This is a genomic window from Streptomyces sp. ActVer, assembly GCF_027270795.1.
GTDB classification, from domain to species: domain Bacteria; phylum Actinomycetota; class Actinomycetes; order Streptomycetales; family Streptomycetaceae; genus Streptomyces; species Streptomyces umbrinus_A.
In genome coordinates this window covers 1-13787 of record NZ_JAPWHT010000273.1, presented here as the reverse complement: position 1 = coordinate 13787, position 13787 = coordinate 1, and the positions used below count along the sequence as shown (strand labels likewise).

At 67.6% G+C, this 13787-nt stretch carries 17 protein-coding genes and 1 pseudogene; 10 read left to right on the top strand and 8 right to left on the bottom strand.

What is annotated here, in order from left to right; genetic code table 11:
* Positions 1-543 precede the first annotated feature (543 nt).
* A complete protein-coding gene (locus tag O3Q52_RS34235) occupies positions 544-1140 on the top strand; it encodes a GNAT family N-acetyltransferase (RefSeq protein ID WP_269652536.1) in 597 nt (198 codons plus the stop codon).
* Positions 1141-1234: 94 nt separating this feature from the next.
* On the opposite strand, the gene O3Q52_RS34230 is transcribed toward O3Q52_RS34235, so the two are convergent.
* Positions 1235-1831, bottom strand: coding sequence for a TetR/AcrR family transcriptional regulator (locus tag O3Q52_RS34230; RefSeq protein ID WP_269652535.1), 597 nt, complete (start codon positions 1829-1831; stop codon positions 1235-1237).
* 119 nt (positions 1832-1950) lie between these two features.
* On the opposite strand from O3Q52_RS34230, the gene O3Q52_RS34225 reads away from it, so the two are divergent.
* The 4 genes from O3Q52_RS34225 to O3Q52_RS34210 all read left to right on the top strand — a co-directional run bounded on the left by O3Q52_RS34225 (position 1951) and on the right by O3Q52_RS34210 (position 4634).
* Positions 1951-2535 carry a dihydrofolate reductase family protein gene (locus O3Q52_RS34225; RefSeq protein WP_269652534.1) on the top strand — a complete coding sequence of 195 codons (585 nt, stop codon included), beginning with the start codon at positions 1951-1953 and terminating at the stop codon, positions 2533-2535.
* 60 nt (positions 2536-2595) lie between these two features.
* Positions 2596-2847, top strand: coding sequence for a hypothetical protein (locus O3Q52_RS34220; protein WP_269652533.1), 252 nt, complete (start codon positions 2596-2598; stop codon positions 2845-2847).
* A gap of 126 nt (positions 2848-2973) precedes the next feature.
* Entirely contained in the window at positions 2974-3387 is a 414-nt protein-coding gene (locus O3Q52_RS34215; RefSeq protein WP_269652532.1) for a YciI family protein, read from the top strand.
* On the top strand, positions 3384-4634 hold the full coding sequence (locus O3Q52_RS34210) for an RNA polymerase sigma factor (RefSeq protein ID WP_269652531.1): 1251 nt from the start codon (positions 3384-3386) through the stop codon (positions 4632-4634). Before O3Q52_RS34215 ends, O3Q52_RS34210 begins: the two co-directional genes overlap by 4 nt.
* A 16-nt stretch (positions 4635-4650) precedes the next feature.
* On the opposite strand, the gene O3Q52_RS34205 is transcribed toward O3Q52_RS34210, so the two are convergent.
* Positions 4651-5064 carry a helix-turn-helix transcriptional regulator gene (locus O3Q52_RS34205; RefSeq protein WP_269652530.1) on the bottom strand — a complete coding sequence of 138 codons (414 nt, stop codon included), beginning with the start codon at positions 5062-5064 and terminating at the stop codon, positions 4651-4653.
* Between the two features lie 129 nt (positions 5065-5193).
* Entirely contained in the window at positions 5194-5589 is a 396-nt protein-coding gene (sodN, locus tag O3Q52_RS34200) for a superoxide dismutase, Ni (RefSeq protein WP_007491258.1), read from the bottom strand.
* Between the two features lie 145 nt (positions 5590-5734).
* On the opposite strand from sodN, the gene sodX reads away from it, so the two are divergent.
* On the top strand, positions 5735-6169 hold the full coding sequence (gene sodX / locus O3Q52_RS34195; protein ID WP_269652537.1) for a nickel-type superoxide dismutase maturation protease: 435 nt from the start codon (positions 5735-5737) through the stop codon (positions 6167-6169).
* Here the strand turns inward: sodX and O3Q52_RS34190 are convergent.
* Complete coding sequence (locus O3Q52_RS34190; protein WP_269652529.1) at positions 6073-6702, bottom strand: CGNR zinc finger domain-containing protein; 630 nt, start codon at positions 6700-6702, stop codon at positions 6073-6075. The genes sodX and O3Q52_RS34190 overlap by 97 nt on opposite strands.
* Positions 6703-6800: 98 nt before the next feature.
* Between O3Q52_RS34190 and O3Q52_RS34185 the strand changes: the two genes are divergently transcribed.
* Positions 6801-7559 (top strand): trans-aconitate 2-methyltransferase, encoded by a 759-nt coding sequence (locus O3Q52_RS34185; RefSeq protein ID WP_269652528.1) that lies wholly within the window; start codon positions 6801-6803, stop codon positions 7557-7559.
* A gap of 161 nt (positions 7560-7720) precedes the next feature.
* On the opposite strand, the pseudogene O3Q52_RS34180 reads toward O3Q52_RS34185, so the two are convergent.
* Positions 7721-7828 (bottom strand): annotated as a pseudogene (locus tag O3Q52_RS34180) (ectoine/hydroxyectoine ABC transporter ATP-binding protein EhuA); the annotation flags it as partial.
* Between the two features lie 374 nt (positions 7829-8202).
* Here O3Q52_RS34180 and O3Q52_RS34175 point away from each other — a divergent pair.
* Entirely contained in the window at positions 8203-8577 is a 375-nt protein-coding gene (locus O3Q52_RS34175) for a hypothetical protein (protein WP_269652527.1), read from the top strand.
* A 29-nt stretch (positions 8578-8606) separates the two neighbouring features.
* Positions 8607-8957: a hypothetical protein gene (locus tag O3Q52_RS34170; protein ID WP_269652526.1), complete on the top strand. Its 351-nt coding sequence runs from the start codon at positions 8607-8609 to the stop codon at positions 8955-8957.
* 73 nt (positions 8958-9030) lie between these two features.
* Here the strand turns inward: O3Q52_RS34170 and O3Q52_RS34165 are convergent, their stop codons facing one another.
* From O3Q52_RS34165 to O3Q52_RS34155, 3 genes are read right to left on the bottom strand one after another with little or no spacing between them, the layout of a single operon-like run.
* Positions 9031-9831, bottom strand: a complete 801-nt coding sequence (locus tag O3Q52_RS34165; RefSeq protein WP_269652525.1) for an amino acid ABC transporter ATP-binding protein — start codon at positions 9829-9831, stop codon at positions 9031-9033.
* Positions 9828-10757: an amino acid ABC transporter permease gene (locus O3Q52_RS34160; protein WP_269652524.1), complete on the bottom strand. Its 930-nt coding sequence runs from the start codon at positions 10755-10757 to the stop codon at positions 9828-9830. Before O3Q52_RS34160 ends, O3Q52_RS34165 begins: the two co-directional genes overlap by 4 nt.
* Positions 10758-10790: 33 nt before the next feature.
* Positions 10791-11750: an ABC transporter substrate-binding protein gene (locus tag O3Q52_RS34155; protein ID WP_269652523.1), complete on the bottom strand. Its 960-nt coding sequence runs from the start codon at positions 11748-11750 to the stop codon at positions 10791-10793.
* Positions 11751-12420: 670 nt separating this feature from the next.
* On the opposite strand from O3Q52_RS34155, the gene O3Q52_RS34150 reads away from it, so the two are divergent.
* Positions 12421-13644, top strand: coding sequence for an NADP-dependent malic enzyme (locus O3Q52_RS34150; RefSeq protein ID WP_269652522.1), 1224 nt, complete (start codon positions 12421-12423; stop codon positions 13642-13644).
* Positions 13645-13787 lie beyond the last annotated feature (143 nt).

Sequence of the window (13787 nt, the reverse complement as noted above, 5' to 3'; positions counted from 1 at the left end):
CCGACCCCCATGCGACCGGATCCCGACCCGACCCGATCCGGCACGACCCGATCCGGCACGATCCGATCCGGCTCGGTGCGGCCCGGTGCGCGGGCGTGGTGCTGCCCGGTCGGTTTGGCTGGGGCCGACTTGGTTCGGTGCGGCGGGGCATGGTGCTGCCCGGTCGGTCTGGCTCGACTCGACTCGACTCGACTCGGTTCGGTTCGGAGCGGTACGCCGGGCCGGGCCGTATGTGCCCGCTTCCAGCCCGGCCCGCCTCCAGTTCGCCTCGACTCCGCACTGTCCGCCTCCGACCCACCTCGCCCTCACTTCACTTCTGCCACTCCTCCCTGAGCGGTGTGGCGTTCGCCGGCCGTAATGGGTACGAGACTCCGGGGCCCTCTTCGCCGCGCGGTGCCTGACAACGCGGTGAGGCGGAGGGGTTCCGGTTCCGGCGGGCCCCGCGCATCCCCACGGTGTGCGGGGCCCGTCGCCTTCTGCCGGAGTGATCGCTAGGCTGCAACGGCCGAGTGGACATGGGCAGTTGAGCAAAAGGGGCGGGCTATGGGCGTGGCGATCCGCAGAGCGGGCGAGGACGACCGGGAGGCCGTGATACGGCTCCTCGACGAGGCCTTCCAGAACGACCCGGTGAGCAGTTGGGTCTTTCCCGACGCGGAACACCGGCGGCTCAGGCATCCGTTGCTGATGGGCGCTTTCGTCGACGCCGTGCTCGCCGAGGGGTACGTGGACGTCACGGAGGACGGTTCGGCCTGTGCCCTGTGGCTTTCGGTGCCCGCGGAGCCCGCCGAGGAGGACGAAGAGGACGGGCCCGCCCAACTGCGCGAGGACGTCGACCCCGAGAACGAACGGGTCGAGCTGATAGGCCGGTTGACCGCCGGGATCCACCCGGAGGGGCAGGCCCACGAGTACCTCTGGATGATCGGCGTCGCGCCGGGCCGGCAGGGGGAAGGGCTCGGTGCCGCGCTTGTCCAGCATGTGCTGGACCGGTGTGACGGTGAAGGCGTGGCCGCGTATCTGGAGGCGAGCAGTGCGCGCAGCCGGGGGCTCTATGAACGGCTCGGGTTCGAGTTCACGGGGAGCGCGCTTGAGCTCCCGGCCGGGCCGTTGATGTGGCCCATGTGGCGTGAGCCGCTTGGCTAGTCGAGCGGTTCGCGTGGAGGCCGGTTCGTAGTCCGCGGGTCGGTGGGGGCCGGGCGCGCAGTCCCCGCGCCCCTGAGGCGGCGCCCTCGTCAGTTCAGTCGCCCCGCTCCGGCACGATCGTCGCGACGATCCGTTCCACCAGTCCGTCCGGGACGGTGACTCCCGGCAGTACGCCCTCCAGGACGCCCGGCAGGGTCAGGTGTTCCAGGATCAGGCCGAGCATGGCGAGGTACAGGACCGTCACCGTCTCGTCGCCGCCGGGGAGGCCTGCCCCGCGGTGGAACTCCATGCCGTATTCGAGGTCGGCGCGGATCGTCTTCGTGTAGGAGGCGCGGAGTTCGGGGCGGCGCGTGGCCTCCAGGCGCATCTCCAGCAGGGCCAGATAGCCCGTGCGGTCGCGCTGGGCGCGGGCCATGAGGTCGTGCATGAACGCCGTGACCAGGGTGCGGTCCTTGGGGGCCTTCATGAGTTCGGCCAGGACCTCGGGGTCCGGGGCGAGGCGTTCGTGGAGGTGGGCGTCGATCTGGCGGAGCAGGTCGTCGCGGCCGCCGAAGTAGTTCGAGGCCGTGCCCACCGGCACCCCGGCCTCACCGTCCACCGCGCGGAACGTCAGCCCGCGTGCCCCCTCGCGCGCCAGCACCTCCACACCGGCGTCGACCAGGGCGGCCCGGCGCTCCGGATTGCTCGCCATGCGGAATCCCCTCTCCTACCTGAGCCTCTTACGGGAGATCTTCGGAAATCCCCTTGCAACCACTACAGGTGAAGCACTATGAATGGAGTGGTTAACGCATCCTATGGAAAGAGACCGGCTTGCGAAAGCTCACGTATTTCATCGCCTGCTCGATCGACGGCTTCATCGGCGACCCGAGCGGCGACGCACAGATGATGGTGGAGATGGTCGACGAGGAGTTCTTCGACTTCCTCAGGACCGAATACCCGGAGACGTTGCCGACCCACGGCCGTCGGGCGACGGGCACGGACCACCTGGCGAACCAGAAGTTCGACACGATCATCCAGGGCCGTGCCAGCTACGACCTCGCGATGGAGATCGGCGTCACCAGCCCGTACGCCCACATGCGCGAGTACGTCGCCTCGCGCAGCCTGAAGGAGTCGCCCGACCCGCACGTCGAGATCATCTCCGACGACCTGGTCGGCAAGGTCCGCGACCTCAAGGCGGAGGACGGCGACCTCGGTATCTACCTGTGCGGCGGCTCGCGGCTCGCGGGTGAGCTGGTCGACGAGATCGACGAGCTCATCGTCAAGACGTATCCGATCGTGCTCGGTTCCGGCATGCCGATGTTCGGTTCCGGGTTCGCCGTCGGCGAGTTCACGCTCGGCGAGGTGCGCACGTTCAAGAACGGGGCGGTCGTGCGGACGTACAGCAGGAAGCGCTGATTCCGGGGTGGCGCCGTCGTCCGCCTGTCGGCGCGCCGCCTCCCGCAATACCCTGGGGACATGACCAGCGATGAGTATGTCTGTCCGGTCTGCAAGCAGGCCGTGGACACGGTCGTGCGACGGCACAAGACCCTCGGGGTCTTCGTGCCCCTGTGGGGCGCGGGCCCCTGCCGGAACCCCCAGTGCGCGCAGTACGAGGAGGGGGAGGCCGAGGCGGATTCGGAGCGCGTCCTGGCGAGCGAGCCCGAGGCGCCCCAGGCGACAGCGGGTCAGGGGCCTGCGGACCAGGCGTCCGGGGAGCGGGATTCCTGAGTGCGGCCGCCCGCGAGAAACTGCGGGAAAGTTTTTTCCGCGACCTCGTAGAGAAGCGCTGCCCGGCTCCGACGTCCCCTGTGAGAGCCGCCCACCGCGGGCGGCCCGAACCGAAGGAGCGGACTCATGAAGTACCTCGTGATGATCCAGGGCACGCAGGCGGACTACGAGGCGCAGAGTGGCAAGGGCTCCGCCGACGCACCCGTCTGGACCGAGAAGGACATCCAGACCATGTACGCGCACATGGGCGCGATCAACAACGACCTCGCCGAGACCGGGGAGATCGTCGACGCCAACGGTCTGTCGGAGCCCGCGAAGGCCCGGTTCGTCGAGCGGGGCCCGGACGGGAAGCCCGTGATCACCGACGGACCGTACAGCGAGACCAAGGAAGTACTCGCCGGGTACTGGGTCCTGGACTGCGCCAGCCTGGAGCGGGTCACGGAGATCGCCGCCCGCGTGCTCGAGTGCCCCGTCCCCGAGGGTACGAAGCAGTACCCGTTGGTCATCCGCCCGATCCCCGACGGCAGCGGGGACGTGTGAGCCGTCCCCCCAGACGCCCCTCGGGACGTGCGACCGAGGTCGAGGACCTGCTGCGCCGCCACGCGCCGCAGGTCCTCGGCGCGCTCGTGCGCCGGTACGGGCACTTCTACGCCGCCGAGGACGCCGTACAGGAGGCGCTCCTCGCGGCGGCCGGGCAGTGGCCGGAGGCCGGGGTGCCCGACAACCCGCGCGGCTGGCTGATCAAGGTCGCCTCGCGGCGGCTCACGGACGTGCTGCGCAGCGAGGAGGCGCGGCGGCTGCGCGAGGAGCGGGCGGCCGCGCCCACTCCGCGCGACGCGTTCACGGCGCCGCCGCCCGGCGCCGACCGTGCGCCGTCCGAGGACGACACCCTCACCCTGCTCTTCCTCTGCTGCCACCCCGAACTGACCCGGCCCGCACGGATCGCGCTCACGCTGCGGGCGGTCGGCGGTCTGACGACGGCCGAGATCGCCCGTGCGCATCTGATGCCCGAGGCGAGCATGGCGCAGCGGATCAGCCGGGCCAAACAGAAGGTGAAGGGCACGAGCTTCGGCCGCCCCGAGAACTGGGAGGAGCGGCTGCCGGCGGTCCTGCACGTCCTGTACCTGATCTTCAACGAGGGGTACACGGCCACGTCCGGCGCGGCGCTCCAGCGGGCCGAACTCGCGGGCGAGGCAATCCGCTTGACCCGCAAGGTGCACGCGCTGCTGCCCAGCCACTGCGAGGTGACGGGCCTGCTGGCGCTCATGCTCCTCACCGACGCCCGCCGCGCCGCGCGCACCGGGCCGCACGGCGAACTGGTGCCGCTCGACGAGCAGGACCGCGCGCTGTGGGACAAGGCCGCGATCGACGAGGGCGTGGCTCTCGTGACGCAGGCGCTGACCCAACCGCGGCTGGGTCCCTACCAGTTGAGGGCCGCGATCGCCGCCGTCCACGACGAGGCCGCCTCGCCCGACGACACCGACTGGCAGGAGATCCTCGGCCTCTACGACATCCTCGTCCGACTGGTCCCCGGCCCCATGGAACGCCTCAACCGCACGGTGGCCGTCGCGATGGTCCACGGCCCTGAGGCCGGTCTCGCCGAACTCGACTCCCTGGAAGATGAGTTGTCGACGGGCCACCGCCGCGACGCGGTCCGCGCCCACCTCCTGGAACGGGCCGGCGACACCGGGGCCGCCCGCACCGCCTACGAGTCGGCCGCCGCCAAGACCCTCAGCCGCCCGGAACAGCGCTACCTACGGGCGCGCGCGTCCCGCCTCGCGACCTGAAGCCGGTCGCTGCCACTCAGGACGGGGGCTCGGACGCCCGAACGCGCGTGGGCCGGGTGTACATCTTCGCCACGCAGGCCGGGATCGCCGCCCCCTCGTCGTGCGGCCGGGCCCGGTACGCGCTCGGCGACTCGCCCACCAGTTCGGTGAAACGGGAGCTGAAGGACCCCAGTGACGTACACCCGACAGCTATGCAGACCTCCGTCACCGTCAGATCGCCGCGCCGCAGCAGCGCCTTCGCGCGCTCGATGCGCCGCGTCATCAGATAGCTGTACGGAGTCTCGCCGAAGGCCGACCGGAAGCTGCGCTGGAAGTGGCCCGCCGACATCAGCGCCGTACGCGCGAGCGCGGGCACGTCCAGCGGCTCGGCATACTCACGGTCCATCCGGTCGCGCGCCTTGCGCAGCCGGACCAGATCTTCCGGATTCATGCCCTTCAGCATGCCACGGCCCACCGACAGGGGGCCCAACGACAGGGGGCCCAACGACAGGGAAACGAGGGAGGGGCCCGGCCAAGGTACTGGCCGGGCCCCTCCACCGCGAAAACGGAAGGCGTTGGGTCACGCCTTCTTGGTCTCCCAGAAGATCTTGTCGATCTGGGCGATGTAGTCCAGCGCCTTCTGGCCCGTGGCCGGGTCGGTCGAACCCTTGGCGGCCGAGAGGGCCTTGAGGGCGTCGTTGACCAGCTGGTGCAGCTCCGGGTACTTCTCGAAGTGCGGGGGCTTGAAGTAGTCGCTCCAGAGCACCGAGACGTGGTGCTTGGCGAGCTCGGCGCGCTGCTCCTTGATGACGGTGGCGCGAGCCTGGAAGTGCGGGTCGTCGTTGGCGGCCATCTTCTCCTGCACGGCCTTCACCGACTCCGCCTCGATGCGGGCCTGGGCCGGGTCGTACACACCGCAGGGCAGGTCGCAGTGTGCGCTGACCTTGACCTTGGGGGCAAACAGGCGGGAGAGCATTGAGCTGTCCTTCCTCGTGATCGTCTTCTCAGGTGGGACATTACTCCGTGAGGGACGGGTTTTCGCGAGTGCCCCCATGGGCTTAGGACAAAAGTCCAGGGTGAGACTGGGACTCGTGGAGGATAGGACCGGGGAGGTGCCGGTGATGCCGGAGCTGTCGCAGGAGACCGAGCGTGGAAGGGCCGCCCTGCCCTTCGGTACGGCCGAGGTGACGGGGCCGTCCATGGTGCCCACACTGCATCACGGGGATCTCCTCGTCGTGCAGTACGGGGCCCGGGTCAGGCCCGGTGACGTGGTCGTACTGCGTCATCCGTTCCAGCAGGACCTGCTGGTCGTCAAGCGCGCGGCCGAGCGGCGCGAGGGCGGCTGGTGGGTGCTCGGCGACAACGCGTACGCGGGCGGGGACAGTACCGACTACGGGACCGTGCCCGAGGAGCTCGTCCTCGGGAAGGTGCGGTTCCGGTACCGGCCGCTCAAAAAGGATCAGCGCTCGCCGTTCGCGGTCGCGCGCTGGCTGCTGTCGGCGGCCAGGCCGGTGCTCTCCGGCCGGTCCGCCTCCAGGCGTTTGCGGGCCCGGTAGGCGGCGACGTTCGCCCGGGTCGCGCAGCGGTCCGAGCAGTAGCGCCGGGAGCGGTTCGTCGAGGTGTCGAGGTAGGCGTTGCGGCACGGCGCTGCCTCGCACAGGCCCAGGCGGTCCACGCCGTACTCGGTGAGGTGGAAGGCCAGGCCCATCGCGGCGGTCGCGGCGTACCCCGCGGTCGCGTTCGACGGGTGGTCCGCCAGGTGCATGTGCCACAGCGGGCGGCCGTTGTCGTCCCGGAAGTCGTGGCCCGAGATCTGCGGGCTCACCGGGAACTCCAGGAGCAGTGAGTTCAGCAGGTCCACGGCGAGGGTCTCGTCACCGCCGTCGGCCGCCTCGAAGACCGCGCGCAGCCGGGCCCGTACGCCGCGGAAGCGGGTCACGTCCGCGTCCGTGGCGCGGCGGGCCGCCGAGGAGTTGCCGCCGAAGAGGTCGCGGACGGCCTCGACCGAGGTGAGCGCGTCCTTGCCCCGGGCCGGTTCCTCGCTGTTGACGAGTCGCACGGCGTAGTCCGAGTAATAGGCGAGTTCCACTTGTAGTCCTTACGGAGGCACTCTATCGTCGTGGTGCGGACAGGTAATGGCTAATTGCACTTCCAGGGTATTACACGCTGGAGGGGAGAGGGGTATCCATGACGACCGACATCGGAGCCGACTGGGCAGCCTGGCAGGAGAGCTGGGACCGGCAGCAGGAGTGGTACATGCCGGACCGTGAGGAGCGCTTCCGGGTCATGCTCGACATGGTCGAGGCCCTCGTGGGACCCGAGCCGCGCGTCCTGGACCTCGCGTGCGGTACGGGAAGTATCACGGCCCGGCTCCTCGAAAGGTTCCCGAAGGCGGTCAGCACCGGCGTCGACCTCGACCCCGCGCTCCTGACCATCGCCGAGGGCACCTTCCGGGGCGACGACCGGGTCACCTTCGTCACGGCCGACCTCAAGGCCCCCGACTGGCCGGCGAGGCTGCCGTACGACTCGTACGACGCCGTCCTCACGGCCACCGCCCTCCACTGGCTGCACAGGGAACCCCTCGCGGTCCTCTACGGTCAGGTCGCCGAACTTGTCCGCGACGGCGGTGTGTTCATGAACGCGGACCACATGATCGACGAGACGACTCCGCGGATCAACGCGGCGGACCGGGCTCAGCGGCATGCCCGCATGGACGAGGCCAAGGCCGCGGGCGTCGTCGACTGGGCCGAGTGGTGGCAACTCGCCGGCCAGGACCCCGTCCTCGCGGAGCCCACGGCCCGCCGCTTCGAGATCTACGGGGAGCACGCCGAAGGCGACACCCCGTCCGCGGAGTGGCACGCGCGCGTACTGCGCGAAAAGGGCTTCGCGGAGGCCCGTGAGGTCTGGCGCTCCCCGTCGGACGGCCTGGTACTGGCTCTCAAGTAGCCGGAGTTTCTCGCCCCCGCCGCCCCTACCCATTCCCGTCCCCTGGGGGCTCCGCCCCCAGACCCCGTATCGGCCTGAACGGCCTCGTCCAACGCCGGACGGGCTTGGAGCGCCTGGACGGGTTGAGAGTTGACGGCCCGGGCCGACACGGGCGCCCTTCAGCCGGAGGGGCCGATGAGGCAGAAGACCTCGTCGGACTCCACTTCGAGGTCGATGCCCTTGAGGACCTCGACGTGGCCGAAGGGCTTGTGGACGTCCTCGGCCTTCACATCGGCGCACCGGAGTCCACCGTGGTCACGTTGGCGGTCATGCGCTGGCTCCTCCCGAGCGGTTGGACAGTGGCAGGGAGAAGGGCGTTACGGCTGCCCGGGCGGTATCGCGCTCGCCATCAGGCACGGTGTCGCTCGCTCTTACTGCAGACAGGGCACTCTGTGAAATCTATGACGTGAGGGGTTTAACCTGCCTTATGGGTTTTTTCTCGATCGGAAATGTGTAATTGGGAGACTCTCTGGGTGTTTGTGATTTGCTGCGGAATGGGCTTGTGCTGCCGGGCGACTGATGATCAAATTGGCGCTCCAGGCTCTTGGCGGGCCTGGGGAGGGGAAAGTCTGGAATGAAGGTTCGACCTCTATCTGTAGTTGCCGTGCTGACCATCGCGGGGGCTGCAGCTTTGATCACGGGAACCCCGGCAAGCGCCGCAGGAACCAAGACGTGCGCAACCGACCAGGGCGCCGTCTATGACATCTGCTTTGATTCCGACGGAGACAAGTTCATTGTGAACGACCTCCGTAGTGATGGAATGCGGGCCGTCGTGAAGTGGAAGGCAATGGACGGGTCGGGTCGTGTCGGCCAATGCGCGGACACGGACGGTGCCTTCAATGCCGCAGAGGTCTGTAACTACGACTTCGCGGAAGGTCGCAACAACTACGTTCTCTTCACGGGGTTCGCGCAGAAGGGGCCCCGGGGTGAACAGCAGTTCATTTCCTTCACGTACACCGGGTACATCAGCCCCAGGTGACCTGTGGCTTGCGTAAATTAGGGGGTATCTTGAAGCTCAAGCAGAGCATTCTTGTCGGTGCTGTTTCGGTATTGGCCTTCAGTGGCCTTCCGGCATTCGTCGCCGGGGCCCAGGCTGATCCGAGTTGCGTCGTGAGTGCCAGAGGCTCCACAAGCGGTAAGTCGTACACGGTGAAGTTCACCAGTAACCCTTGCGGTCGCAAGGCTCGCGCCTACCTCGGCTGCATCAACCCCGATACCTTCTACAAGACCAAGAAGTACGGGGAGACGATTTCCGGGAACGGAAGCAGTAAGGCGACGTGTCACCCGGACGACGTCATCGAGAAGCGTGGACACCAGGTGTACGTTCCAGGTCAGGGATGGACGACCTACATTCACTGACATCGCGTGAAAAGTGCCGGCGCAGAGGAGGGTTTCTCCTGCTGCGTCGGCACTTTTATTTTCCCGCAGCAGCTCAAAGTACCTTTGAGAGGAAAGACTGGGTGCGCTCGTGCTGTGGATTCGTCAGCACGTCCCTGGGGTGACCGGACTCGACGACCACGCCATCGTCCATGAACACCAGCGAGTCGCCGACCTCACGCGCAAAACCCATCTCATGCGTGACGACGATCATCGTCATGCCGTCTTCCGCGAGGTCCCGCATGACATCGAGGACCTCGCCGACCAACTCCGGGTCGAGGGCCGAGGTCGGCTCGTCGAAGAGCATCAGCTTGGGTTCCATCGCCAGCGCACGGGCGATGGCGACGCGTTGCTGCTGGCCGCCGGAGAGTTGGGCGGGGTAGTGGCCGACCCGGTCTCCCAGACCCACCCGGTCCAGCAGGCGCAGCGCCCGCTCCCGGGCTACGGCCTTGGACTCGCGCTTGACCTGGACCGGCGCCTCCATGACGTTCTCCAGTGCGGTCATGTGTGGGAAGAGGTTGAAGCGCTGGAACACCATGCCGATGTCCCGCCGCTGCGCGGCCACCTCACGCTCTTTCAGCTCGTAAAGTTTGTCGCCCTTCTGTCGGTAGCCGACAAGCTCGCCGTCGACCGACAGCCGTCCGGCGCTGATCTTCTCCAAATGGTTGATGCACCGCAGGAAGGTGGACTTGCCGGAGCCGGACGGGCCGATCAGGCAGAACACCTCGCGCGGATTTACCTCCAGGTCGATCCCCTTGAGGATGTGCGCGAGCCCGAATGACTTGTGCACGGCCTCGGCCTTGACCATCGGGTGTCCGTTGGTGCTCTTGCCGATGGCTTTACTCAGGTTGCTCATCGGGACACCTCCGGGCGGCGGAACGAACCGAACATGCGGAGGTTCTTCCTCAGGCGTTGCAACGGCGTCGGCGGCAGGCTGCGCGAGGAACCGCGGGCGTAGCGGCGCTCCAGGTAGTACTGGAAGATGCTGAAAACGCTGGTCAGGATCAGATACCAGATGGACGCCACGAAGTACAGCTCGACTACCGCGAGCGAGGTGCTGGAGACGTCCGTGGCCCGCTTGATGAGTTCGTTGAACTGGACCGCGTAGGCCAGCGACGATGTCTTCAACATATTGATGAACTCGTTGCCGGTCGGCGGCACGATCACCCGCATCGCCTGCGGGAGGATCACTCGCCGCAGCGTCTTGCCCTGGGTCATGCCCAGCGCGTGCGAGGCCTCCGTCTGCCCCTCGTCCACGGACTGGATGCCGGCGCGGACGATCTCGGACATGTACGCGGCCTCGTTCAGGCCGAGGCCGAGCAGGGCCGCCAGGAACGGCGTCATCACCTGGTTCATCTCGTCCTTGTAGAACCCCAGGTTGAGGATGGGGAACACGAGCGCGATGTTGTACCAGAGGAGCAACTGCACCAGTACCGGGGTGCCTCGGAAGAACCAGATGTAGAACCAGGCCACGGTGCTGGTGACCGGGTTCGACGACATCCGCATCACCGCGAGGATGACGCCCAGGACGAGTCCAAGCACCATGGCGAGTACGGAGATGTACAGCGTGTGCCAGACGCCGGACAGGATCGTGCCGTCGGTGAGGTAGTCCGGGATGATGTCGTAGTTGATCTTCGCGTTGGAGAACGCGATCCCGATCAGCACCAGGATGGCGATGACCACCGCACCAGCCACCCAGCGGCCGTAGTGGCGCACTGGGATGGCCTTGATCTGCTCCGGCGGCACGGCTGGCTCCGGAACCTTGTCGACAGTGTCAGTCACAGTGACTGCCCTTCAGTGTTGCGTCAGGCGGGGTCAGGAGCCGCCGTTGATCTTGGCCTCAGTCACCGCGCCGTCCGTGACGTTCCACTTCTCAAGGATCTTTTTGTACTCACCGTTCTCGATGATCGCGCTCATGGCCGCCTGGAGAGCGTCGCGCAGCTGCGTGTTCTCCTTGCTGATGCCGATGCCGTAAGGGCCCGCCTCGATCTGGTCGCCGACGACCTCGAAGTCCTTGCCGCCGCCCGAGGTCTTCGCGTTGTAGGCCGCAACCGGGAAGTCGTTCAGGTCTGCGACGGACGCCCCCTGCTTGAGGCGGAGCAGCGCCTCGGGGTCGGTGTCGAAGGCCTGCAGTGTGATGGCCTTCTTGCCGTCGTCCTTGCACTTCTTGCTCTGTTCCTTGGCGATGCCCTCGGAGGTGGTGCCCCGCTGCAGGGCGACCACCTTTCCGCACAGGTCGTCCAGGGACTTGACGCCCTTCGGGTTGCCCTTCTGGACCAGGATCGAGGTGCCGGCGGTGAAGTAGTCGACGAAGTCGATGCCGTTGCCGGCCTTCTTGCCCGTGTCCGAGTCGACGCCGTTCTGGCGGTCCTTCGTGTCGTTCATCGCGGACATGACTACTTTGAACCGGTCGGACTGCAGACCCACGATGAGCTGGTCGAACTTGCCGTTCTGGAACTCGAACTTCACACCCAGCTGCTTGCCGAGCGCGTCCGCGATGTCCGGGTCGATGCCCACGGCCTTGCCGCTCTGCATGTACTCGACCGGCGGGTACGCGATGTCGGAACCCACCTTGATAACGCCGGCCTGCTTGATGTCCGCAGGGAGCTTGTCGGCGAGCGGTGCTGAGGAAGGCGAAGTGTCCGAGCTGTCGCTGTTCTTGTCCGTCTGGTCACCGCAGCCGGTGAGCAGCAGGGCGCCTGCGACCGCGATCGCACCGACCGCGGCTATCCGGGACTGCGCGGCGGTCGTACGACGGGTGGAGCTTGCGGTCATGGTGGGTTCCTCCGGCGGGTGGGTGGAGTTGCCGATGGGTCGGCAGTAGCCGATGGGTCGACGAGAACACACACCTTCGGGTGTCGCGACCTCGTGTGATTACGGCATCTTGCCATTCGGACTCGCGCCTTCAGGGTGCCTGCCATGTCAAAATCGGATAACGGGTGACCCCCGAACCGGACCGGACCGGTCCGTCGAGGCCGGATCTTGTGCGGGAAACCCCCCGCCACGGCCGGAAGATCTTCGGTGTACTGGGCGAAACGGGCGACCGCTTCTCCGCGCATGTGGTGCTTCGGGGCGCAATGGTGGATGGTTCGCGAAATGGGCGCGTTCGTCATATTCGACCATGAGTCATGTCACCGTTATGTGACCTCCGCTCTCCGGTATCCGGGCTGCGTTCGGCCCGTATCCGGCTCGCGGTCCTCCGGTATGTGACCTTCCGCCGTCGGCGTGTGACCTTCGCGCCATGGGCTCGTCTGTGATGCGGTCCGTCGGGTAAGAAGGTTCCTTACACCCCTCATCCGGGGCTCAGGGCGCGTGTGCGGCGCGCCCGTCGCGTATGACCCGTACGTACACGTACGTAACCGTCATCTGGGACTTACGCGGTGCCCGCCTGCTCCTCACCCGGAGCGGAGACCCTCAACCATTAAGACTTAAGGGGTAAAACAAAGTGGCAGCGGAGATCGTCAATCCTCGCAGCGACAGCAGTACGGATCAGGAAGGCGGGGCCGAGCCCCTCGATTCCTTCGACCCGGCATTCGCGCTGCACCGCGGCGGCAAGATGGCCGTGCAGGCCACGGTGCCCGTCCGTGACAAGGACGACCTGTCCCTGGCGTACACGCCCGGCGTCGCGAAGGTCTGCACGGCCATCGCGGAGAAGCCGGAACTCGTCCACGACTACACGTGGAAGTCGTCCGTGGTCGCCGTCGTGACCGACGGCACCGCCGTGCTCGGGCTCGGTGACATCGGGCCCGAGGCATCCCTCCCCGTGATGGAGGGCAAGGCGATCCTGTTCAAGCAGTTCGGCGGGGTCGACGCCGTGCCGATCGCGCTCGCCTGCACCGGCGTCGACGAGATCGTCGAGACCGTGGTGCGGCTCGCGCCGTCCTTCGGCGGCGTGAACCTGGAGGACATCTCGGCGCCCCGGTGCTTCGAGATCGAGCGGAAGCTGCAGGAGCGGCTCGACATTCCCGTCTTCCACGACGACCAGCACGGCACGGCCGTCGTCACGCTGGCCGCCCTGCGGAACGCCGCGCGGCTGACCGGGCGGAGCCTCGGGCAGCTGCGGGCCGTCATCTCGGGCGCGGGTGCGGCCGGGGTCGCCATCGCCAAGTTCCTCCTTGAGGCGGGGCTCGGGGATGTCGCGGTCGCCGACCGCAAGGGCATCGTGTCGACGGACCGGGACGACCTGACGCCGGTCAAGCGGGAACTGGCCGCCATGACCAACAAGGCCGGGCTGTCGGGCTCGCTGGAGTCCGCGCTCGCCGGGGCCGACGTCTTCATCGGCGTTTCCGGCGGTACGGTGCCGGAGCCGGCCGTGGCCTCCATGGCCGAGGGTGCGTTCGTTTTCGCCATGGCGAACCCGACTCCCGAGGTGCATCCCGATGTCGCCCACAAGTACGCGGCGGTCGTCGCCACCGGGCGGTCGGACTACCCGAACCAGATCAACAACGTGCTGGCGTTCCCCGGGATCTTCGCGGGGGCGCTTCAGGTGCGGGCCTCTCGGATCACCGAGGGGATGAAGATCGCCGCGGCGGAGGCGTTGGCTTCTGTCGTCGGGGACGACCTTGCCGCGGACTACGTGATTCCGTCGCCGTTCGACGAGCGGGTTGCTCCCGCGGTGACGGCCGCGGTTGCCGCGGCCGCTCGGGCTGAGGGTGTGGCTCGGCGGTAGGTCGCTTGTCGCTTGTCGTTTGTGCTTGAGGTTCGGGTCCCGTCCTGGTGGGCGGGGCCCGGATTTTTTGTGCGTGGAGATTTTTTACTTCAGGGTTCGGCTGAGTGGGTGGGTGGGTGCGGGCCGGTGGGGGCTGGTCGCGC